The sequence below is a fragment of the Rhizobium sp. BR 250 genome, from assembly GCF_047445855.1.
Taxonomy (GTDB): domain Bacteria; phylum Pseudomonadota; class Alphaproteobacteria; order Rhizobiales; family Rhizobiaceae; genus Agrobacterium; species Agrobacterium tumefaciens_I.
In genome coordinates, this window is sequence record NZ_JARWKW010000009.1 from 167,607 (window position 1) to 189,314 (window position 21,708).

Below are 21,708 nucleotides of genomic sequence, written 5' to 3' on the forward strand. Positions count from 1 at the left end.
ATGACTGAAGAATTGCGCGGCTTTTACCCCGAGATCGAACCCTTCGAGACCGGCGTGCTCGATGTCGGTGACGGGCACACGATCTATTGGGAGCGGGTGGGCACACGCGGCGCAAAACCGGCGGTTTTCCTGCATGGCGGTCCGGGCGGCGGGGTGAACCCCACCCATCGCCGCGTTTTCGATCCGGCACTTTACGACGTCATCCTGTTCGACCAGCGCGGCTGCGGCCGTTCCACGCCGCATGCGGCGCTGGAGGCCAACACCACCTGGCACCTCGTCGCCGATATCGAAAGGCTGCGCGAACTCTGCGGCTTCGAGAAATGGCTGGTTTTCGGCGGTTCCTGGGGGTCTACGCTGGCGCTCGCCTATGCCGAGACCCACCCCGACCGCGTCAGCGAACTCGTCCTGCGCGGCATCTACACCGTTACGAGACCGGAGCTGGACTGGTATTACCAGTTCGGCGTTTCGGAAATGTACCCCGACCGCTGGGAAAAATTCATCGCGCCCATCCCGGAAGGAGAACGCGGCGAGATGATGCAGGCCTATAACCGCTATCTCACCGGCGCCGACGAGGCGAAAAAGCTGGAATGCGCCAGGGCATGGAGCCAATGGGAAGGCGCGACCATCTCGCTCGTCACCGATCCCGACCGTGTCGAGGATTTCGGCGAGGATAAATATGCCATCGCCTTCGCGCGCATCGAGAACCACTTCTTCGTGAATGGCGGCTGGCTGGAAGAAGGGCAATTGCTGCGCGATGCCGGCAAGCTGAGAGATATTCCCGGCGTCATCGTGCATGGGCGTTACGACATGCCCTGCCCGCTGAAATATGCCTGGCAGCTTGCCAAGGCCTGGCCGAAGGCGGATTTCCATATTGTCGAGGCAGCGGGGCACGCCATGAGCGAGCCCGGCATTCTCGACCAGCTGATCCGCGCGAACGATCGTTTTGCGGGGAAATAACCAGCACTTTCAAGCCCTTGCAACATCCGGATGAGACGATGATTCACGCGGGGAAAGCCTCGCGTGAATATTACCCTCACTCGCAATTGCAGCCCGTTTCGCAGGCAAGCGCCTTTTATTCATGCAGTTTTTCTCATGAACCCTTCACGGAAATGAATTGGCTCCCGCCAGACCGATCCGCTATAAACGGCCATCCGAACAATTGGCGGTACTCCCCATGGCACTCGACAAAACGCTCCCGACCCAAGAGGGCGGCGATAGCGCGCGCGGTTTTGCTTTCGCGCTCTCCGCATATCTGCTGTGGGGTTTCCTTCCCCTGTATATGAAGGCGGTCGCGCATATTTCGCCGATCGAGGTCATCGTGCATCGCGTCATCTGGTCGGTGCCGGTCGCGGCCGTGGTGCTTGTCGTGCTCGGACGCACGGCGGAAATCCGCGCGGCGCTGAAAAACCCGAAAATGCTGGCCATGGCGAGCCTGACCGCCGCGCTCATCAGCATCAACTGGGGTGTTTATATCTGGTCGATCGGTGCCGGCCGCGCGCTTGATGCCGCACTCGGCTATTTCATCAACCCGCTCTTCAGCATCTTCCTCGGCGCGGTGCTTCTGAAGGAAAAACTCTACCCGGCGCAGATCGCCGCCATCAGCCTCGTGGCGCTGGCCGTGGCGATCCTCACCTGGCATGCGGGCAGCCTGCCCTGGGTCTCCATCGCGCTCACCGTATCCTGGGGTTTTTACGCCTTCTTCCGCAAGACTTTGCCGATCGGCGCGACACAGGGCTTCCTGCTGGAAGTCATGCTGTTGTCAATCCCCGCCGTGCTGGTGATGGCCTGGCTTACCGCCAGTGGACAGGCGCATTTCATGGGTGGCAATTCCACCGATACCTGGCTTCTGGCGGCAAGTGGCCTCGTCACCGCCGTTCCGCTCATCCTTTACGGCAACGGCGCGAAACTGCTGCGGCTGTCGACCATCGGGATCATGCAATATATCGCGCCGACGATGATCTTCCTCATCGCCATCTTCATCTTCCGGGAACCCTTCGACACGGTGCGGATGGCAGCCTTTGCAATGATCTGGGTGGCGCTGGCGATCTATACCGGCTCCAGCCTGATGCGACTCAAGCGGTAATCTTGGCTCCTCCCCTCATTCCTGTGCTCGTCACGGGAATGAGGAAGGCAAGGCTCAATAATCCACCAGCAATTGCGGCACCGCGTCGTAGCCGAAACGCGGTTTGACGCCGAGCAGCCCCGCCGTCTGGGCGATGATCTCGCGGGTCATCGGCGCTGCGGTGGAGGCCGCCGTGCGCCCGCCATTCACACCCGTCTTCGGCGCGTCGATCATCGTCAGCACGACATATTTCGGCTTGTGCATCGGAAAACCGGCAACAAAGGCGTTGAAATTGATGTTCTTCGCGTAGCGGCCGTTGATGACCTTATCGGCGGTTCCGGTCTTGCCGCCCACATGAAATCCCTCCACCTGCGCGCCGCGGCCGGAGCCCTTGATGCCGTTCCAGTTGAAAAGATAACGGATATCGGCGCTCGTCTTCTGATTGATGACGCTGCGTGAAAGCGAGGTCGCAGCCTCTTTTGAACGCGGCAGGAAAGTCGGCGAAATGAGGTTGCCGCCATTGATGAGGGCTGCGGCCGCCACCGCCGTCTGCAGCGGCGTGGTGGCAACGCCGTGGCCGAAGGAGATGGTGACGGAATTGATCTTCTTCCACACCCTCGGCTGGGTCGGCGTGGCGACACCCGGCATTTCCGTGTCCATTTTCGTCAGCAGTCCGAGTTTCGTCAGGAACTGCTGGTGGCCTTCGACACCGACCTTGTCGGCCACCGCCGCCGTGCCGATATTCGATGAATATTGAAACACTTCCGGGATGGACAATGGGCGGTTCTTTCCCTTGAAGTCCTTGATGGTGAAGCCGCCCATGCGGATCGGCCGCGATGCATCCACCACCGAATTGAGGGTGATCGCCCCCGCATCCAGCCCCATGGCCAGCGTGAAGCTCTTGAAGGTGGAACCCATTTCGAAGGTGGCATTGCTCATGCGGTTGAACCAGCCCTTTTCATACTCCTTGTCGATGCTGCCATCGGCAAGCGTGCGGGAGGGTTCGTTGGGGTCGTAATCCGGCACCGAGGCCATGGCCAGCACCTCGCCGGTCTCCACATCGAGGATCACCGAACCGGCGGCTTCCGCCTGATAGGCGCTCTTCGCCTTCACGACGACCTCGCGGACGATGTTCTGGACCCGCAGATCGATCGAGAGCCTCACCGGTTCCAGCGGCGCGCCGCTGGCAAGGCCGACGGCGCGCAGATCGGCCAGCCCCTGCTGGTCGAGATAACGCTCCATGCCGGCAAGCCCCTGATTATCGACATTGACGTGGCCGACAATATGCGAAGCGGTCGGCCCACCCGGATAAAACCGTCGTTTTTCCGGCCTGAAACCGATGCCGGGTATGCCGAGATTGAGAATATCCGCCTGCTGCCTTGGCGTCAGCTGGCGCCGCAGCCACTGGAAGCCGGTATCCGAGCGCAGGCGGCGATGTGTTTCGCGCCAGTCGAGATTGGGGATGACGGTTGCGAGCTTCTCCACCACCTCATCAGGATCGACCACGCGGCGCGGATCCGCATAAAGCGAGACCATGTTGAGATCGGTGGCCAGCAATGTGCCGTTGCGGTCGACAATATCCGGCCTCGAGGCAACCGCCGTCGCCCCGGTATTGATCCATGCCGTCGCCACCGGTTCGGCAAGGCCATATTGGACGAGACGTGCGCCGACGATGACATAGATCACGGCAAAGGCGGCGATCAGGATACCGAGCCTCATCCTTGAATCCACCCGGCGACGCGCGGCGGAACCGAGGATCGCATCACCGCCCCGCCCGGCATTTCTCTGAATAATGAAATGCGCCCGGCTCTTGAGCCGCACCACAAAAGCAATCATTTCTGATGACACCCACTCTCATGGCGACAGAACGGAATTCCGCGACGCCAACGCCTCGGATGAGGCTGGCACAGGATCAGTCGCGGGGCCATGAAAAGAGCGGGCGGCGCGATGCCGCTGTTAAATCTGTATTAATATACATTTAAAATTGTAACGAGCCGCCAGACGGCCGTTAACAATCGTTACGCCTGTCGCTTGTCTGCCAAAAATGCGCAGCGGTTTTGAGAAGGAGACGGGCGTAGAAACAGGGCCGTGAAGCGCTTTAGAGGCGGGAGATCACCGAAGGATCGCCTTCCGGGTTCTGCTGGGCCAGCGCCCGGTCGATGATGGCGGGCACGATGTCCTTCACCTCGTCGACGATGAGCGGGTTCAAGAGATGGGCGCGGTGGATGAAGCCCTGATCGCGCATGTGCTGCACCAGCTCCAGCATCGGGTTCCAGAAGCCGTTGATATTGGCAAAGACCATCGGCTTGGCGTGGCGGCCGAGCTGCGCCCAGGTCATGATCTCGACGATCTCCTCCAGCGTACCGACGCCGCCGGGCAGGGTCACGAAGGCGTCCGAGCGCTCGAACATCATGTGTTTGCGCTCATGCATGTCCTTGGTGATGACAAGCTCGTTCAATTGTCCGAGAGAATGGCGCGTTGCCTCCATATCGACCAGAAATTCCGGTATGATGCCGGTCACTTCGCCGCCATTGGAAAGAACGCCGCTGGCAACCGCACCCATGATGCCCTTGGTGCCGCCGCCATAAACGAGGCGAATGCCGTTTTCGGCAATGGATTTCCCAAGCGCGCGGCCTGCTTCCATGTGTGCCGGATCACGTCCGGGCTGGGAGCCGCAATAAACGCAGATGGATCGAATCGCTGTATTTTTGTCCGTCATGGAGGGAAGGAACTATGTGCGATGCGGCACGTCAAGAAAATTTGGGAAATCCCTTGCAAATATGGCCTTTTGGCCACTCGCCGCTTGTCTGGCGCAAGGTAAGACGCTAGCAATCTCAACTCGTGTGAAAAGCTTGAAATACCCGGAGATTCCAGGATGAAAAACAATAAGGCCGGTTTGCTGGCGCTGATCGTGCTGGGCATTGCGTCCCTGCTCATGATCTTTTTCGTCCTGCCGCGAATTTCCAACGACGGCAAACCGATTGGCGACGCCATCAATGAAGCGGGCAACGCCGTGAAGAACAGCGTTGAAATGGGCGGCGACAAGGCGGGCGACATCCTCTCCGACGCGGCCGAGGAAACAGCCAACATTGCCGACAAGGTCGGACGTCTGGCGGCTTCCGCAACCCAGTCGATCAAGGACATGGCCTCGCTTTTCGCCGATAACAAGGTTCCGTCCGACGCCGATTTCGCAGCCGCCCGCAAGAAGGTCGAGGCTTCGCTGAAGGAACTGACCAATATCGACATTCCGGAGTCGCTGGACGAAACCACGTCGCGGCTCATCACCACGGCGCGCGCCGCCGCCGAACGCACCACGGCCTTCCTGCGCGGCCTGCCTGACAGCGCCGCTGCGGCGGCAGCACAGGTCCGTCGTCTGGCCGGCGTCTTCGCCGGCACCGACGATGGCGCACCCGAAGCCGCAAAACCGGCCACCGCGCCTGCCGATGCGGCGCAGGTCTCCTCCCCTACCGCGCCGACCTTCGACGTGCTGCGCGTCGAGCCCGATGGTTCGGCCGTGATCGCCGGCAAGGCGCAGCCCGGCGCGAAGCTTGAAATTCTGAGCAACGGCAAGGTGATCGCCCAGACGAATATCGATGGCAGTGGCGATTTCGCCGCCGTTTTCGACAATCCCCTGCCGCCCGGCGATCATGAGCTGGTGCTGCGCTCGACCGATACCAACGGCAAGGCGACGCAATCCGAAGAAGTGGCAACCGTTTCCGTGCCCGACGGCAAGAAGGGCGAACTCCTGGCCATGGTTTCCAAGCCGGGCAAGGCAAGCCGAGTGCTGGCCATGCCGGAGGCGGTCCCCCCGGCGCTTCAGCCGCAACATGCCGTGCCGTCGCAACAGCCTGCGACATCCGAAACCACCGCCAACAACGCGCCCGCGACCTCTTCCGGCACTGTGGCCCCCTCCGCGGCCGCATCGGCGGCCGGCGCTCCGCTCACGTCGAGCGTTCAGGTCACCGCCGTCGAATTCGAGGGCTCGAAGATCTTCGTTGCGGGTTCCGCGCCCGCCGGTTCGACCGTTCGCGGGCTGGTCGATGACAAGGAAGTCGGCAAGAGCACGACGGAAGCCTCCGGTCATTTTGTCATCGAAGGCGATGTCGATCTGGCCGTCGGCAGCCATATCGTCACCGTCGAGGAACTGAATGCCGACGGCACGGCGAAGGTGCGCGTGCGCGTTCCCTTCGAGCGGCCGCAGACCGATCAGGCAACCGTTGCCATGCAGGCCCCGTCGGCCTCATCTTCCGCCACCACGACAACGGCCCCGGCCGAAAACCAGAGCACGGCAAGCGACCGCGCCGCATTTGAAAAACTGCGCACCGATGTCGCCAAGGCCTTCGGCATCCTGTCCAATCTCTACAAGGATCAGGCGACGCCGGCGCTCGATCAGGCCATTGCCGGCCGCTCCGCCGTGGTGATCGCCCTGAAATCGCTTTCGGAATTCCGCACCGCCGCCGCCACCGAGCCGGCCTTCACCGCCTTTGCCGGCGAGATCACCGCCAAGGCGCGTCAGCTGCTCGCAACGGTCGAAGCCTGGCCGAATGATGTGGCAGCCATCGGCAAGGGCATCGCCTCGCTCGCGAGCCGCCTCGCCGAACTGCACATCGTCGCTCCGCCTGCCCCCGCGCCGCAGGCCCCTGCCGGCCCGCAGACCTTCGAGCAGGCACCGCTGGCCGAAAGCCAGAACAGCGTCATCATCCGCCGCGGCGATACGCTGTGGCAGATTTCCCGTCGCGTTTACGGACAGGGCGTTCGGTATACGACGATCTACCTCGCCAATGAGGACCAGATAAAAAACCCTGATCTGATCGAGCCCGGCCAGATTTTCGGCGTGCCGAAAGAGGCGCTGCCAAATGCGGAGGAACTCCACCGCAAGCGGCTGAAGAGCGGCTCCTGACTATGTGAAGACGTTGCGGTGAACCCGCAACAACCCTATCTGTGACACGCGCGGCGGCTTGACCAAAGCCGCCGTCCTGCTGTCGGCTTCCGGCAGTGACCGGAGAGAATGATGGCCACGAAGAAAAAAACCATTTCGGCGGATTCCAGCAATCCGACCCAGACCCTTATCAATCTCTGGCCCTATATGTGGCCTGAGGGCCGGTGGGACCTGAAGATGCGGGTGGTCTGGGCCACCGTGTTCCTCATCGTCGCCAAGCTGGTGCTGATCTCGGTTCCCTATTTTTTCAAATGGGCAACTGACGCGCTGAACGGCAAGCTCGACATGGCGGGGTTGGTTCCGGCCTTCCTGCTCGGCGCGGTAGCACTCGTCATCGCCTATAATCTGACGCGGCTGATCCAGGTCGGGCTCAACCAGCTGCGTGATTCCCTCTTTGCCAGCGTCGGCCAGCATGCGGTGCGCCAGCTCGCCTATCGCACCTTTGTGCATATGCACCGGCTTTCCCTGCGTTTCCATCTGGAGCGCAAGACCGGCGGGCTTTCGCGGGTCATCGAGCGTGGCACCAAGGGCATCGAAACCATTGTCCGTTTCACCATTCTCAACACCGCACCGACCTTCATCGAATTCCTGCTGACGGCCATCATCTTCTGGGCGTCCTATGGTTTTTCCTATGTGCTGGTCACGGTCATCACGGTCTGGGCCTATATCTGGTTCACGGTCAGGGCCAGCAACTGGCGTATCGGCATCCGCCGCGCCATGAATGACAGCGATACCGACGCCAATACCAAGGCGATCGATTCGCTGCTCAACTTCGAGACCGTCAAATATTTCGGCAATGAGGACATGGAGGCGCGGCGTTTCGATATCGCCATGGAGCGTTACGAAAAATCGGCTATCTCGATCTGGACCTCGCTCGGCTGGCTGAACTTCGGCCAGGGCGTGATTTTCGGCATCGGCTCGACGGTGATGATGGTGATGTCGGCACTTGCCGTGCAGCGCGGCGAACAGACCATCGGCGATTTCGTGTTCGTCAATGCGCTGCTGCTGCAGCTTTCCGTGCCGCTCAATTTCATCGGATTCGTTTATCGCGAAATCCGCCAGGGCCTGACCGATATCGAACAGATGTTCGATCTTCTCGAGGTGGAGGCCGAGGTCACCGACAGGCCAGATGCAAAACCGCTTGCGGCAGGCCCCGGCGCCATCTCCTTCCGCGACGTGCATTTCGCTTATGATCCGGAAAGGCCGATCCTGAAGGGCGTTTCCTTCGACGTGCCGGCGGGCAAGACGGTCGCGATCGTCGGTCCCTCGGGTGCCGGAAAATCGACGATCTCGCGGCTGCTTTACCGTTTCTACGATATTCAGGAAGGTTCCGTCACCGTTGACGGACAGGATATTCGCGACGTGACGCAAAAGAGCCTGCGCTCGGTGATCGGCATGGTGCCGCAGGATACGGTGCTGTTCAACGACACGCTCTCCTACAATATCCGCTACGGCCGCCCTTCTGCCACCGAAGAAGAACTGCGGGCAGCGGCGGATGCGGCGCAGATCAGCGCCTTCATCGGCAAGCTGCCGGAGGGTTACGCCACCATGGTCGGCGAACGCGGTTTGAAACTTTCGGGTGGTGAAAAGCAGCGCGTAGCGATTGCCCGCACGATCCTCAAGGCTCCGCCGATCCTGATTCTCGACGAGGCGACCTCGGCGCTCGATACGCATACGGAACAGGAAATCCAGAGCGCGCTCGATATCGTCTCGAAAAACCGCACCACGCTGGTCATCGCCCACCGCCTCTCCACCGTCATCGGCGCGGATGAGATCATCGTGCTGAAGGAAGGGCTGATCGCCGAGCGCGGAACACACGCCTCGCTGATGGCCCAGAACGGTCTCTATGCCTCGATGTGGAGCCGTCAGCGCGAAGCGATCCGGGCCGAAGAAATGCTGCGTCATGCGCGCGAAACCGACGATCTGGGTGTCGTGGAACGCGGCGAACCGGCGCATTGACAGGCATAAACCCCGGGGAACGGGGGTGGCAGACCCGTCGGGCCATTGCCGGGCGGGTCGTTTGGCTGTAACCAGCTAGGCAAAATTTGTCGCATTGCCGTATGGATCGTGTCGTATCACGACATATAAAGCGACAGACGGAAACCGGAGCAAGGAATCTCATGAATCTGTTCGACACCATTCGCAACACCATCGTGCCGATCCACAAGGAAGGATATGTCTTCGTGGCGGCCTTCTTTGTCGCATCGCTGGTGCTCGGCTGGATCGCCGAACCGCTCTTCTGGGTCGGTCTCGTGCTGACGGCCTGGTGCGCCTATTTCTTCCGCGATCCCGAGCGCGTCACCCCGCAGGATGACGACCTCATCATCAGCCCGGCCGACGGCAAGGTTTCCGCCGTGCAGAGCGTCGTTCCGCCGCTGGAACTGGAACTCGGCAAGGAACCGCTGGTGCGCATTTCGGTGTTCATGAACGTGTTCAACTGCCATGTGAACCGTGCGCCGGTGCGCGGCCGCATCGTTAATGTCGCCTACCGTCCCGGCCTCTTCCTCAATGCCGAAGTCGACAAGGCTTCCGAGGACAATGAACGCAACGGCCTCGTCATCGAGACCTCGCATGGCAAGGTCGGCGTCGTGCAGATCGCCGGTATGGTTGCGCGGCGCATCGTCTGCTGGGTAAAGCCGAATGAACCGGTTGATGCCGGTGAGCGTTTCGGCCTTATCCGTTTCGGTTCGCGCCTCGATATCTTCCTTCCCGCTGGTTTCGAGCCGCGTGTATCGGTGGGCCAGACGGCCATTGCCGGTGAAACCGTGCTTGCCGAATTCGGCTCGGCCAAGGGTCCGGTCCTTAGCCGCCGCGGCTGAGGACAAACAGGAAGGGCATGCGCATGGAAACGCCGGCAGCAGAGTCACAGCAGAACGGAAAACATGAGGGCCGCAACGATAGCGGCCGTGGGCCGCGCCTGAGAGAAATTCCCTTTCGCCTCGTTGTGCCCAATCTCATCACTGTTCTCGCCATCTGCGCGGGCCTGAGCGGCGTGCGCCTCGCCATCGAGGGCCGCTTCGAGCTGGCCGTCGGCATGGTGCTGCTCGCCGCCTTCCTCGACGGTATCGACGGGCGCATTGCCCGCATGATGAAGGCGACCTCCAAATTCGGCGAACAGATGGATTCGCTTGCCGACATCGTCAATTTCGGTGTCGCCCCTGCCCTTGTCGTCTATATCTATCTGCTCGATCAGGCGCGTTCGATCGGCTGGATCGGCGCCCTCATCTATGTCATTGCCGCCGGCCTGCGCCTGGCGCGCTTCAACGTCATGATCGAGCGGCCGGTAAAGGCGCCCTGGCAGAACGAATTCTTCGTGGGCGTGCCGGCGCCGATGGGCGCCATGCTGGTGCTTCTGCCGGTCTATCTCGGTTTCCTCGGCGTGGAGCCGGACAAGCCCTTCGCTTATGTCGCCGCCGCCTATACGGTCCTGATCGGATATCTTCTCATCAGCCGCCTGCCGGTCTGGTCGGGTAAGTCCAGCACGCGCATCCGCCGTGATCTGGTGCTGCCGATGATCCTTGTCGTCGTGCTTTACGTGGCGATGCTGATGAGCTTCACCTGGGAAGTTCTGGTTCTGACGGTAGCGGCCTATCTCGTCTTCATTCCCATCAGCGCCCGCCTCTGGCATCGCCGTTATGGCACGCTGACCATCGAGGAAGACGGGCAGGATGATGTGAACGGCGGCAACGGCCTCGATCGCGGCATTTAAAACCACAGGTTTATCTTTTCCCACCCAGGCCGGCGCAGGATGTGACGCAAAATGTCGCAGCCTGAAAAGCCGGCTTCGTCTCTTTCGCCTCGAATCCGTCAAGATTAGCCTCGAAAGAAGGGGCTCACACGCATCGCAACGGCGATTGGCGTGAATTGTGGAGAGAGAGAAATGACGAACGAGACGAAGGCACAGCCGCAGGCCAAGCCCGACCTCAAGAGCAACTACCGCCCGCTCGGACTGAAGGCCGTTGCGGCCGCAGCCCTGATGCTGAAGCGCAAGCCCGCCGCCAAAACTGCCTGAAAACATTCACTTTTTTGATGTCGGCGAATATTGGGGATTTTCCGGAAAACGGAGAGCTCCTGACGGAAGATCACCAGTCACGCGGCGCCTTTTCCAGGCGCCGTTTCTGTTTCCGAATATTACGGATCGCCCGTCATTCACAGAATTGGCAGACTTCTGTAACGAAGCTGCAACGAAAGCGTAGTAAAAAGCCGGCCTTCCACAGGAAGGCTATACGCGCGTCAACGTATAGATTAGTGAATACAAAAGAACTTTTCTATTCCGCATTTTTTTCCACAACAAAGCATAAGCCGTCTTTCGAATCCGCGGACACGCGGATGACGAATATTCGGCGTTGAGGAAAGACTGTGGAGACAGGCCAGGGGGGCTTGGGAACGGCCATGCAGGACAAAATCCTTCTGATAGAAGATTCCGTTGCGCTTTCCATGCTGCTGAAGACGCGGCTTTCGGAGGAAACGGAAGCCGAGGTCGTTCATTGCGACAGCATGGCCGATGCCGATGCCCTTATGCAGGCCAATAGTTTCACGCTGGCGCTGACGGGTCTCAATCTTCCCGATGCGCCGAAGGGCGAGATTCTTGCACTTTTATCCGAGCGCAAGGTGCCGGCGATCGTTTTCACCGCCACGGTGGATGAGGAGGCGCGCAAGCGCTACGCCGAGAAGAAGATCATCGACTACATCGTCAAGGACGGTCACCGCACCGTCGATGCGGTGGTCAAGACGGTCGACCGGATCTTGAGCAACAAGCTTTTCTCCGTTCTGGTGGTCGATGACGTGCGGACGGCACGCTCCGGTCTCGTGGAAATTCTGGAGCGGCAGAACTTCAAGGTCAGCGAGGCTCATTCGGGCAAACAGGCGCTGGAAATACTCTCGCAGGACCGGTCGATCCAGCTTGTCATTACCGATTACCATATGCCTGACATGGATGGTTACGAGCTGACGCGGCGCATCCGCGACAGCCGCTCATCCGAGGATCTGCGGGTGATCGGCGTATCCTCCTCCACGGACCGGCTGCTTTCGGCAAGCTTCCTCAAGGCCGGCGCGTCGGATTTCGTTTACCGCCCCTTCGTGCCGGAAGAATTGCAGTGCCGCATCGACAACAATATCGAGACGCTGAAGCAGCTCAAACGCCTGCGCGAACTGGCCGAACGCGACCACCTTACCGGCCTGCCCAATCGCCGCTCCTTCTTCGAGCGCACGCGGGCGCTGATGGATGTCATCAATGACAATGACGAGAGCGGCGCCGTCGCCATTCTCGACATCGACCATTTCAAGAAAATCAACGACACGCTGGGGCACGATGCCGGCGACAGGGCGCTGAAGAAGCTGGCCGAACTGCTGCATGGCATGTGCGACGAGCAACGCCATATTCCCGCGCGTCTGGGCGGCGAGGAATTTGCCGTGTTCCTGCGCGGGCTGGATGCGCGGGCTGCCTATGCCTTCTGCGAGGAACTGCGCGAACAGGTGGAAAAGAACGGCCGGCAGCTGAGCGGCAGCAGCCTGGCGCTGACGATTTCCCTCGGCGTCGTGGAAATCGAAAAGGGCGAGCCTTTCGACAACCAGCTGAATGCGGCGGATCAGCTGCTCTATCTCGCCAAGGCAAACGGTCGCAACCGCGTTTACTCCGACATCATGATCCAGGAAGGCCTGCAGAAGATCGGGCTGAACGGCTGAGCTTTTCTGAAGTCCTCTATGGGACCGAGCATGCGCCACTTGTTTCTTCTCCCCGAGGGGGAGAAGAAATACGCGGCAACGCCTGCGACGATGGCTGGCCTCGAATCCCTCGTAAATCAGATCAAAACAGAGACATCTGCCCGTCATCCTTCGCCGGCCTGATCTTCGCCAGCGGCGCGCTTTCCGGCACCGGATCGATGAGATCCGCCCCGACATTGGCGACCTTGTTGACCTTGTCCGAGACCGGAATCATCTCGAAAAAATCATCCTGAACCGGCCGCATCAGATCGGCGACCTCGCGTGGCTCCTGGGTCTTGCAGTCCAGCCAGCGGCTGAAATCTTCCGGCGCAATGACCACGGGCATGCGGTCGTGGATGCGGCCGATCGCGGCATTGGCAGCGGTGGTGAGGATCGCGCCGGTATCGACTTCCGAGCCATCGGCGGAAGACCAGGTTTCCATGAGACCTGCGAAAGCGACGATGCCGCCGTTTTTCGGGCGGATGAAATAGGGCTGCGGTTTGCCGCCCTCCTCCTTCGGCGGGCGTCGCCATTCGTAAAAACCCGTTGCCGGAACGAGCACGCGGCGATGGCGCATGGCGGCGCGGAAGGAGGCCTTGCCGATGGCGGTTTCCGAACGGGCGTTGATGAGGAGGGGAAAATCCTTCGGATCCTTCACCCAGCCCGGCAGAAAGCCCCAGCGCACCAGCACGGCCCGGCGGTTGGGCAGGTTGCTGCCGCGCTCCTGCCGCTCGCCTTCCATGACGATCAATATGGGTTGGGTCGGCGCGATGTTGAAACGGGCGGGAAAATCCTCAAGGCCGATCAGATCGAGATAGTCGGCGATCTCTTCGGGCGTCGCCTTCAGCACGAAACGTCCGCACATGGCCTTCTCCTTACGCCCTTGGCCCGAACAGGATGATGGCGGTGCCGGCAAGGCAGACGACGCCGCCGGAAATATCCCACCTGTCCGGCGCATGCCCTTCCACGCCCCAGAGCCAGAACAGCGAAGCAGCAATATAAATCCCGCCATAGGCGGCATAGGCCCTTCCCGCCGCCTCCATCGGAACCAGCGTCAGAAGCCACGCAAAAGCCGCCAGCGCCACCATGCCGGGCAGCAATACCCACCCGGTCTTGCCGAGTTTCAGCCAGGCCCAAAAGGAGAAACAGCCGGCGATTTCGGCAACGGCCGCCAATGCATAAATAAGATAGACCTTCATTCCACCGTCTTCTGCGTGCACAATCGCGCCAATTCGGGACTATGTATCGGCCCGGACACCGGAATCGATTATTAGAGACCACAATACCACTATAGACAGGCCCAAGACGGCTGAAACAAGCGAAACCATTCATGACCCTTCGTATCAAGCCCCGCGCCGCCTCCTCCGCCATCGTCAGGAACGAAGACCGGCTGCTTCTCGTGCGCCGCATCAACCCGCCGTCCAAGGACATGTTCGCCTTTCCCGGCGGACGGGCCGAAGAAGGGGAAACGCCGGCGGAGACGGCGCTGCGCGAGCTGCACGAGGAAACCGGAATAATCGCCCGCAGGCCACAGCTTTTTGCCACCTACGATCTTCCCTCCCGTGACGCTGAAGGTGTGCTGACAAGCCATTATTTCCTCTCCGTCTTCACCGTGGAAACGGATGCCGATCCGCTGGTGACGGTGGGTGACGATGCAGCGGATGCGGGTTGGTACACGCTGGCGGAGATTCGCCTTCTGCCGGCGCCGGAAAGCGTCATCGAATGCGCCGAGCGCCTGCTTGCATGATTGCCAGCCGGCTAGAATCGGCATTATCTAGGGGTGATCCGCCCGCCGGATGTTCACGAGTATGTGTGGGGCAGAATAGAATTTTGATACGGCCAACCATCTTCCTGTCTCTTTTTCTGACAATGCTTGCTTCCATCGGGCAGGAAGGCATCGCTTATGCGCAGCCTTCAAAACCCGTTTCCGAGGCACGTCCCGCGGAAGCGGCACCGCCCAAACCTGCTCCATATGACGACAAGCTGGCGCGGCTTTCGGAAATATTGGGCGCGGTGCAATATCTGAGAACATTGTGCCCCTCCTCCGGACCGGAGGACTGGCGCAAATCGATGAGTGACCTTCTGGCTGCGGACACGGCCAATGAACCCGAACGACGCCAGCGCATGACGGCTGCATTCAACCGTGGATACCGCTCCTTTGCGGCCATCCACACCAGTTGCACACGCGCCGCCATCATGGCAGAAGAGAACTACCGTAACGAAGGGGCAACACTCGCGCAGGAAATCGCGTCCAGGTTCGGAAATTAAAGGTTTATTAACCTCTTTTCGCCGCAGCCCGTGCCGTTTTGATAAAAGGCTGCTAGTGTTGTTAACAGGGTGGTAAGGACTTGCTCACCCTGTCGAGGATGAAAGATGCAGACAAGCCGTAACGAAATCGACGATATGATCGTGCATGAAAAGATGCAGGTCGCTCTGGAACACCAGAACGAGGCATGGGCTGACGGCATGGCCGACGGCATCGAGCCTGAGATCATCGCCGATGCCGCCATCGCTCTGGCCATGCGCGAAACCATCCGTATTCACGGCGAGGCCGGCGCGGAAGCAATGCTGGAATCGCTGCGCCAGCGCATGCTTCAGGGCGAATTTTCGCCGCAGCGGGTGATACAGTAAAGCCGGAGTCTATCATGTCTTGCCTGAGCAAGGGGCTTTTGCGCTCTTCCGCCCTGCTGTCCATCCTGCTTGCGCTCACCGCAGGTCCGATTGGCCTGCCGGATAAAGCCTTTGCCCTTTCCGAGCTGAAGCCGGCGCAGAAGAGCGAAAGCGAACCGCAGGCACAGAACGGCGAACAGCCCCAGCAGGCGCAGCCTGCGGAACCCGACGAAGTCGAAGGCGATTCGGAAGGCATTCCCCTGCCCGACCCGCTGGTCGACCGTTCCGCCGGCAAGGCGAACCAGCAATCCGCCAAACCCGACACAACGCCGGAAATGTCCGTTGTCATCGAGCACGATGTTTCCAAGGCGCCGGAGCCCGTGCGCAAGCTGCGCCAGCAGATCATCGATGCCGCCGCATCAGGTGACATCGAGAAACTGCGGCCCTTCATCGCCGCCGGGCAGAATCAGTTCCGCATCGACGGCAGTGACAGCGAAGACCCGATCGCGGCGCTGAAAAGCTATTCCGGTGATCCGGACGGGCTGGAAGTGCTGGCGATCATCATCGACCTGCTGTCCACCGGTTATGCCCATGTCGATGCCGGCACGCCTGACGAAGCCTATGTCTTCCCCTATTTCGCCGGAAAGCCGCTGAATACGCTGACTGCGCCGGAAAAAGTGGAGCTGCTGCGCATCATCACGGCGGGCGATCTGGCCGACATGCAGGAATATGGCAATTACAGCTTCTACCGCGTCGGCATTTCGCCGGATGGCAAATGGAAGTTCTTCACCGCGGGCGATTGATCGCATCCCGGTGCTTGCCGTTCTTTTGCAAAAATCCTAACTGTGCGGAATGAGCATTCCGGCAAAGTGCATCTGCACTTGCCTGATATTCACATAGCCTCGATGAACCGAACGGTGACGCCATGTCTTCCGCCTTTCTTGCCGACCGCCGCCTGATCCGGGTTTCCGGCACCGGCGCCGAAGAGTTTCTGAACAATCTGATCACGGCCGATATCGAAAATCTGCCGGAAGGCGAAGCTCGCGCATCCGCGCTTCTCACGCCGCAGGGCAAGATCCTGTTCGATTTCCTGATCTGGCGCGATAGCGGGGATTATCTGATCGAGACGGGCGCTGCCGAACAGGATGCGCTGCTGCGCCGCCTGACCATGTACAAGCTGCGCGCGCCCGTCGATCTGAAAGCCGAGACCGTGGAAGGCATCAGCGTTTTCTGGGGCGGGAGCGCGCCGGAGGCAGGCGTGCGGGATGGCCGTTTCGCCAAGGCGGGTGTCGATCTCTGGCGTGTGCCCGGCGTATCGGCCTCCGGTGAGGCTGCAGCCTATGAGGCGCTGCGCGTCGAGCACGGCATTGCCGAATCCGGCCGGGATTATGCGCTTCAGGATGCCTTTCCCCATGATGTGCTGATGGATGTGAATGACGGGGTTTCTTTCAAGAAGGGCTGCTTCGTTGGCCAGGAAGTCGTCTCGCGCATGAAACATCGCGGTACGGCAAGACGGCGTGTGGTGACCGTTTCCGCCGAAGGCACACTTCCCGTCAGCGGGACGGAGATCATCGCCGATGGAAAACCAGTCGGCGCGCTGGGAACCGTTTGCGGCAACAGGGCGCTTGCCATCGTGCGGACCGACCGAATTGCCGATGCGCTCGCCGCTGGCACGCCGCTCCTTGCGGACAATGTTGTAGTGAGTGTAGCCCTGCCGGTGTGGAGCGGGCTCTCCTTCCCGGCAGCCGATCCGGCGGCGCGGGCGGAGGACTGAGAGTGGCACCCGCAAAAAGTCCGCGCGCCTGGCAGCGCATGCTGTCGGGACGGCGGCTCGACCTGCTCGACCCCTCCCCGCTCGATGTGGAAATCGTCGATATCGCCCACGGCCTTGCCCGCGTTGCCCGCTGGAACGGCCAGACGCGCGGTGACCACGCGTTTTCGGTCGCCCAACATTGCCTCATCGTCGAGACCATTTTCTGCCGCATGTGCGCGAGTGCCACGCCTGACGAGATGCAGATGGCGCTTCTGCACGACGCACCGGAATATGTGATCGGCGACATGATCTCGCCGTTCAAATCCGTGGTCGGCGGTGGTTACAAGACGGTGGAAAAGCGGCTGGAGGCCGCCGTGCATCTGCGTTTCAGCCTGCCGCCGCATGCATCCCGTGAATTGAAGGACCGCATCAAGAAGGCCGATACGGTGGCCGCCTTTTTCGAAGCGACGGAACTTGCCGGTTTTTCCACCGCCGAAGCCCAGAAATTCTTCGGCCTGCCGCGCGGCATCACCCGTGACATGTTCGATATCACGCCACTTCCTTCGACGGAGGCGCAAAGACTGTTCATCGCGCGCTTCGAGGCGATCGAGACGCTGCGAGTGGCCAAAACCGGGAGCGCGACATGACGGCCATCGTGGTATCGCCGCTGTCGCGGATCGCCGAAATGGCCGTAAAACACAAGGCCCGCGAAATGGTGACGCTGATCGCCAGGGAGCAGAGCTTTCACCGCCCGGCCGTCATTGCCGCCGAGCGGCATTTGACGCTTGCCATGAACGACATCGCCTTCAAGGGCACCGGCGATCTCATTGCGCCTGATGATGCGCATGTGCTGAAGCTGATCGATTTCGCGCGGGAATGGGATCAATCCGCACCGCTGCTCATCCATTGCTGGATGGGGATTTCGCGCTCGCCGGCCGCTGCCGTCATCGCCGCCCTCAGTCTTTATCCTGATCAGGATGAGGACGAGCTTGCGCAACGTCTGCGCACTGTTTCACCCTATGTCACGCCCAATGCCCGTATCATCGCCATCGGCGACCGGCTGCTGGGGCGCGAGGGCCGGCTTGTCAAGGCGATCAAGGCGATCGGCCGGGGGGCGGATACCGATGGTAACGTGCCTTTCGTGCTGCCGCTTGCCGGTTGAGGCCCGATTTTGGGCGGAACCGCTGCGGCACCCATTCGTTACCAACCCTGAACGACAATAAAATCACGGGATAATTCATGGAACAACAGGCAACGGATATCATCGTCGCATCGCAGACGGCCGTGCGGCAGGCGAGCGCGCTGGCGGTGCAATATTCCTTTTCGGTCATCGGTGCGCTGCTGCTGCTGATCATTGGCTGGCTGGCCGCCACCTTCCTGCAGCGCTGGGCCTTCCAGGGCCTGTCGCGCATTCGCGGTTTCGATGCGACGCTTGCCGGTTTCTTCGCGGGTGCCATTCGTTATGTCGTGCTCATTCTGGTCATCGTCATGGTGCTTGGCCAGTTCGGGGTGCAGACGGCTTCCATTCTCGCCGCCCTCGGCGCTGCCGGCCTCGCCATCGGTCTTGCCCTGCAAGGCACGCTGCAGAACATCGCCGCCGGCATCATGCTGCTTGTGCTGCGCCCGTTCCGGGTGGGCGAATATATCGAGACCGGCTCCGTCAGCGGTACGATCATTGAAATCGGGCTGTTCGCCACCGAACTCAAGACCAGTGACGGGCTTTATCGCCTCGCTCCGAACTCCACCCTCTGGAACGTGCCGATCACCAATTACAGCCGCTTCCCTTCGCGTCGTCACGAACTGAGCCTGACGGTCAAGAACGACGAGGATCTTTCTTCTGCGCAGGACATGTTGATGCGCGTGGTGCGCTCCGAAAGCCGGGTGCTGCTGGACCCTGCCCCTGTAACCTTCGTCGATTCCGTCAGCGTCGACAGCGCCACCGTCAAGTTGCGTTATTGGGTGCGCAGCGACAGCTATTTCGCAACGACCCGCGACGTGACGAAAGCGATGAAGCTCGCCTTTGACGAACGGAAGGCCGAGGTGAGCGCACAGCCCGCCTGAGGCGTGACCGCTCACCCTTGCCGCACATTTTTCAAGCGCGGTGGCTGACCAGCCATCGCGCTTTTTCATGACGCTACGTCAACATGCGCCCTTGCGTCCCGCCAAAGACGCCTCTATAGGTCGACACGTAATGTTATTACGTTACTTGTTTTTGATCGCAGACTGAAGAGGGCCGAAACAATGCAGAAGACACTGACCCGCGTCACCGGCGCGCTCGCACTTGGTTCCATGCTGCTGGCGGCTGCCGCGGCAACCGCTGCCGGCGGCGACAAATCCGCTGCCCACAGCCATGACCATGGTCATCAGATGACCGAGGCGGAAAAGCAAATTTACAAGGGTTATTTCGAGGATGCCCAGGTGAAACCACGCGCGCTTTCCGACTGGGAAGGCGACTGGCAATCCGTCTATCCCTATCTGCTGAACGGCTCGCTCGACAGCGTCATGGCCGAAAAGGCCGCACATGGCGACAAGACGGCGGCTGAATATCGCGCCTATTACGAGATCGGCTACAAGACCGACGTCAACCGCATCGTCATCAAGGCCGACAGCGTAGCATTCTACAAGGACGGCAAGCCCGCTGAAGGCACCTATGTCAGCGATGGCCGCGAAATCCTGACCTACAAGAAGGGCAACCGCGGCGTACGCTATATCTTCAAGAAGACCGCCGGCGACGAGGCCGCGCCGCAATTCATCCAGTTCAGCGACCACTCCATCGCCCCGGTCAAGGCCGGCCATTACCATCTTTATTGGGGCAATGATCGCAAGGCGCTGCTGGATGAAGTCACCAATTGGCCGACCTATTATCCCTTCCTGATGGATGGAGCCGACATCGTGAAGGAAATGGCGGCGCATTAAGTTCGCACTGGACGTTCCAGCACGGGCACATTTCTCGTGCCCGTGCTGTATTCCTTATTGCCCCATGGTCGAACGATGCGCCCAGCCGGTCATGCGCTTTTCCAGCCAGGCCATGACCGCATACATGGCAATACCTTCCACCGCGAGCATCAGCAGCCCGGCAAAGACCAGCGGCACGTTGAACTGGCTCTGCGCCGAACTCATCATATTGCCGAGGCCGTAATTGGAGGCGACGGTTTCCGAGACGACCGAGCCGACGAAGGCGAGCGTGATGGCGATTTTCAGCGAGCCGAAGAAATAGGGCATGGACCGCGGAATGCCGACCTTCAGCATGATGTCCATCTTCTTTGCGCCAAGCGCGCGCAACACATCCTCCGTTTCCGGCTCGATCGTGGCAAGGCCGGTGGCGACATTAACGACGATGGGAAAGAAGGAAATCAGGAAGGCGGTCAGAACGGCGGGAACCGTGCCGATGCCGAACCAGATGACGAGGATGGGCACCAGCGCCACCTTCGGAATGGCGTTAAAGCCGATCATCAGCGGATAAAGACCCGCATAGATGGTTTTCGACCAGCCGATGAACAGGCCGATGGCGAGACCAGCGGCGACGGCAATGGCGAAACCCAGCGTCGTGGTGTAAAGCGTCTGCAGCGAATTTTTCCAGATCGGCGACCAATATTGCACGATGGCCTGCCCGACCCTGACCGGCGATGGCAGAATTGTGGGCGGCATTTTCAGCGCATAGACGAGCAGTTCCCACAGCACGAAAAGTGCCAGCGTATAGAGCCACGGCGCGGCCTTCACCCAGTTGACCCGGGCAATCAGTGGCTTGCGCGGTTCGGCCGTCACGGTGCTTTCCATGATCGCGCTCATGCCGCCACCCTCGCCTGCGCGATTTCGCCATGCAGTTCCTGCACCATGTCGTTGAAACCCTTGTCATACATGATATCGAGCTGGCGCGGGCGGGCAAACGGCACGCGGTGTTCCACGAGCACTCGGCCGGGCCTTGCGCTCATGACGAAAATCTTGTCGGCCAGAAAGGTCGCTTCGCGCAGATCATGGGTCACGAGGATGATGGTGACGCGCTGCGCGGCGTGCAGATCGCGGATGACGCACCACAACTCCTCGCGGGTGAAGGCATCGAGCGCGCCGAAAGGCTCGTCCAGCATCAGCAGTTCCGGTTCGTGGATCAGCGCGCGGCAGAGATTGGCGCGCTGCTGCATGCCGCCGGAAAGCTGCCATGGATATTTGGAACCAAAGCCCTTCAGGCCAACGATTTCCAGCAGTCGCTCGGCTTTCGCGACATATTCGGCCTTGTGGACGCGCAGCCGGCGACGGTGTTTCTCGACGATTTCGAGCGGCAGCAGGATATTCTCAAGTGTCGTGCGCCAGGGCAGCATCGTCGGGTTCTGAAAGGCCATGCCGACGATGGAGACCGGTTCGGTGACCTGTCGCCCGGCAACGATGACATTGCCCTTTTGTGGAATATGCAGCCCCGTCACCAGCTTCATCAGGGTGGACTTGCCGCAGCCCGATGGGCCGACGACCGCTGCGAATTCACCCTTGTCGACGGTCAGGTTCAGGCCGGATACGGCAAGCGTGCCGGCGGAGCCGCCATAGCGCATATCGACACTGTCTATTTCCACGAGATGTGACATCGCAGTCCCCTATGTCTTCGGCGGGAACGGGCGCTTGTGGCCTTCGTTTTTCCTGCCCATTTCCAAG

23 protein-coding genes are annotated in these 21,708 nt (G+C 60.6%); 17 read left to right on the top strand and 6 right to left on the bottom strand.

The genetic code is table 11. From position 1 onward, the window contains the following. Complete coding sequence (gene pip / locus QD336_RS16060) at nucleotides 1-957, top strand: prolyl aminopeptidase (protein WP_499171349.1); 957 nt, start codon at nucleotides 1-3, stop codon at nucleotides 955-957. Nucleotides 958-1,174: 217 nt separating this feature from the next. Continuing rightward, on the top strand, nucleotides 1,175-2,083 hold the full coding sequence (rarD, locus tag QD336_RS16065) for an EamA family transporter RarD (protein ID WP_499171350.1): 909 nt from the start codon (nucleotides 1,175-1,177) through the stop codon (nucleotides 2,081-2,083). 54 nt (nucleotides 2,084-2,137) lie between these two features. Here rarD and QD336_RS16070 read toward each other — a convergent pair whose 3' ends face one another. Further along, nucleotides 2,138-3,898, bottom strand: a complete 1,761-nt coding sequence (locus QD336_RS16070; RefSeq protein ID WP_269344098.1) for a peptidoglycan D,D-transpeptidase FtsI family protein — start codon at nucleotides 3,896-3,898, stop codon at nucleotides 2,138-2,140. A 262-nt stretch (nucleotides 3,899-4,160) separates the two neighbouring features. Further along, the gene (locus QD336_RS16075; RefSeq protein ID WP_080817300.1) at nucleotides 4,161-4,781 is read right to left on the bottom strand and encodes an LOG family protein; all 621 of its coding nucleotides are present in this window, start codon (nucleotides 4,779-4,781) and stop codon (nucleotides 4,161-4,163) included. Nucleotides 4,782-4,937: 156 nt separating this feature from the next. Between QD336_RS16075 and QD336_RS16080 the strand changes: the two genes are divergently transcribed. The 6 genes from QD336_RS16080 (at nucleotide 4,938) to QD336_RS16105 (ending at nucleotide 12,686) form a co-directional block, all read left to right on the top strand. Further along, complete coding sequence (locus QD336_RS16080) at nucleotides 4,938-6,962, top strand: LysM peptidoglycan-binding domain-containing protein (RefSeq protein WP_499171351.1); 2,025 nt, start codon at nucleotides 4,938-4,940, stop codon at nucleotides 6,960-6,962. 111 nt (nucleotides 6,963-7,073) lie between these two features. Further along, nucleotides 7,074-8,960, top strand: a complete 1,887-nt coding sequence (locus tag QD336_RS16085) for an ABCB family ABC transporter ATP-binding protein/permease (RefSeq protein ID WP_499171352.1) — start codon at nucleotides 7,074-7,076, stop codon at nucleotides 8,958-8,960. Nucleotides 8,961-9,061: 101 nt separating this feature from the next. Further along, complete coding sequence (locus tag QD336_RS16090) at nucleotides 9,062-9,820, top strand: phosphatidylserine decarboxylase (protein ID WP_269344101.1); 759 nt, start codon at nucleotides 9,062-9,064, stop codon at nucleotides 9,818-9,820. A 23-nt stretch (nucleotides 9,821-9,843) separates the two neighbouring features. Further along, complete coding sequence (gene pssA / locus QD336_RS16095) at nucleotides 9,844-10,710, top strand: CDP-diacylglycerol--serine O-phosphatidyltransferase (protein ID WP_269344102.1); 867 nt, start codon at nucleotides 9,844-9,846, stop codon at nucleotides 10,708-10,710. A gap of 171 nt (nucleotides 10,711-10,881) precedes the next feature. Continuing rightward, nucleotides 10,882-11,013 carry a hypothetical protein gene (locus QD336_RS16100; RefSeq protein WP_269344103.1) on the top strand — a complete coding sequence of 44 codons (132 nt, stop codon included), beginning with the start codon at nucleotides 10,882-10,884 and terminating at the stop codon, nucleotides 11,011-11,013. 380 nt (nucleotides 11,014-11,393) lie between these two features. Next, complete coding sequence (locus tag QD336_RS16105; protein ID WP_269344104.1) at nucleotides 11,394-12,686, top strand: GGDEF domain-containing response regulator; 1,293 nt, start codon at nucleotides 11,394-11,396, stop codon at nucleotides 12,684-12,686. A gap of 121 nt (nucleotides 12,687-12,807) precedes the next feature. Here QD336_RS16105 and QD336_RS16110 read toward each other — a convergent pair whose 3' ends face one another. After that, a complete protein-coding gene (locus tag QD336_RS16110; protein ID WP_499171353.1) occupies nucleotides 12,808-13,569 on the bottom strand; it encodes an SOS response-associated peptidase in 762 nt (253 codons plus the stop codon). A gap of 10 nt (nucleotides 13,570-13,579) precedes the next feature. Then, a complete protein-coding gene (locus QD336_RS16115; RefSeq protein ID WP_499171354.1) occupies nucleotides 13,580-13,903 on the bottom strand; it encodes a YnfA family protein in 324 nt (107 codons plus the stop codon). Nucleotides 13,904-14,034: 131 nt separating this feature from the next. On the opposite strand from QD336_RS16115, the gene QD336_RS16120 reads away from it, so the two are divergent. The 9 genes from QD336_RS16120 (at nucleotide 14,035) to QD336_RS16160 (ending at nucleotide 19,983) form a co-directional block, all read left to right on the top strand. Then, nucleotides 14,035-14,451 (top strand): NUDIX hydrolase, encoded by a 417-nt coding sequence (locus QD336_RS16120; RefSeq protein WP_269344107.1) that lies wholly within the window; start codon nucleotides 14,035-14,037, stop codon nucleotides 14,449-14,451. An 83-nt stretch (nucleotides 14,452-14,534) separates the two neighbouring features. Then, a complete protein-coding gene (locus tag QD336_RS16125; RefSeq protein WP_269344108.1) occupies nucleotides 14,535-14,972 on the top strand; it encodes a TIGR02301 family protein in 438 nt (145 codons plus the stop codon). A gap of 105 nt (nucleotides 14,973-15,077) precedes the next feature. Next, entirely contained in the window at nucleotides 15,078-15,335 is a 258-nt protein-coding gene (locus QD336_RS16130) for a hypothetical protein (protein ID WP_003501987.1), read from the top strand. Nucleotides 15,336-15,349: 14 nt separating this feature from the next. Beyond that, entirely contained in the window at nucleotides 15,350-16,117 is a 768-nt protein-coding gene (locus tag QD336_RS16135) for a hypothetical protein (protein WP_269344109.1), read from the top strand. Nucleotides 16,118-16,239: 122 nt separating this feature from the next. Beyond that, a complete protein-coding gene (ygfZ, locus tag QD336_RS16140) occupies nucleotides 16,240-17,088 on the top strand; it encodes a CAF17-like 4Fe-4S cluster assembly/insertion protein YgfZ (RefSeq protein ID WP_499171355.1) in 849 nt (282 codons plus the stop codon). Nucleotides 17,089-17,090: 2 nt separating this feature from the next. Continuing rightward, nucleotides 17,091-17,714, top strand: coding sequence for a YfbR-like 5'-deoxynucleotidase (locus QD336_RS16145; protein ID WP_499171356.1), 624 nt, complete (start codon nucleotides 17,091-17,093; stop codon nucleotides 17,712-17,714). Beyond that, nucleotides 17,711-18,229 (top strand): tyrosine phosphatase family protein, encoded by a 519-nt coding sequence (locus tag QD336_RS16150; protein WP_269344112.1) that lies wholly within the window; start codon nucleotides 17,711-17,713, stop codon nucleotides 18,227-18,229. The genes QD336_RS16145 and QD336_RS16150 overlap by 4 nt, the downstream gene beginning before the upstream one ends. A 77-nt stretch (nucleotides 18,230-18,306) precedes the next feature. Further along, nucleotides 18,307-19,128 (top strand): mechanosensitive ion channel family protein, encoded by an 822-nt coding sequence (locus QD336_RS16155; protein ID WP_269344114.1) that lies wholly within the window; start codon nucleotides 18,307-18,309, stop codon nucleotides 19,126-19,128. Nucleotides 19,129-19,308: 180 nt separating this feature from the next. Next, the gene (locus tag QD336_RS16160; protein WP_499171357.1) at nucleotides 19,309-19,983 is read left to right on the top strand and encodes a ZinT family metal-binding protein; all 675 of its coding nucleotides are present in this window, start codon (nucleotides 19,309-19,311) and stop codon (nucleotides 19,981-19,983) included. Nucleotides 19,984-20,037: 54 nt separating this feature from the next. Here QD336_RS16160 and QD336_RS16165 read toward each other — a convergent pair whose 3' ends face one another. Both QD336_RS16165 and QD336_RS16170 read right to left on the bottom strand, forming a co-directional pair. After that, nucleotides 20,038-20,856 (bottom strand): ABC transporter permease, encoded by an 819-nt coding sequence (locus QD336_RS16165; RefSeq protein ID WP_499171358.1) that lies wholly within the window; start codon nucleotides 20,854-20,856, stop codon nucleotides 20,038-20,040. Beyond that, on the bottom strand, nucleotides 20,853-21,641 hold the full coding sequence (locus tag QD336_RS16170; protein ID WP_499171359.1) for an ABC transporter ATP-binding protein: 789 nt from the start codon (nucleotides 21,639-21,641) through the stop codon (nucleotides 20,853-20,855). Before QD336_RS16170 ends, QD336_RS16165 begins: the two co-directional genes overlap by 4 nt. Between the last annotated feature and the right edge of the window lie 67 nt (nucleotides 21,642-21,708).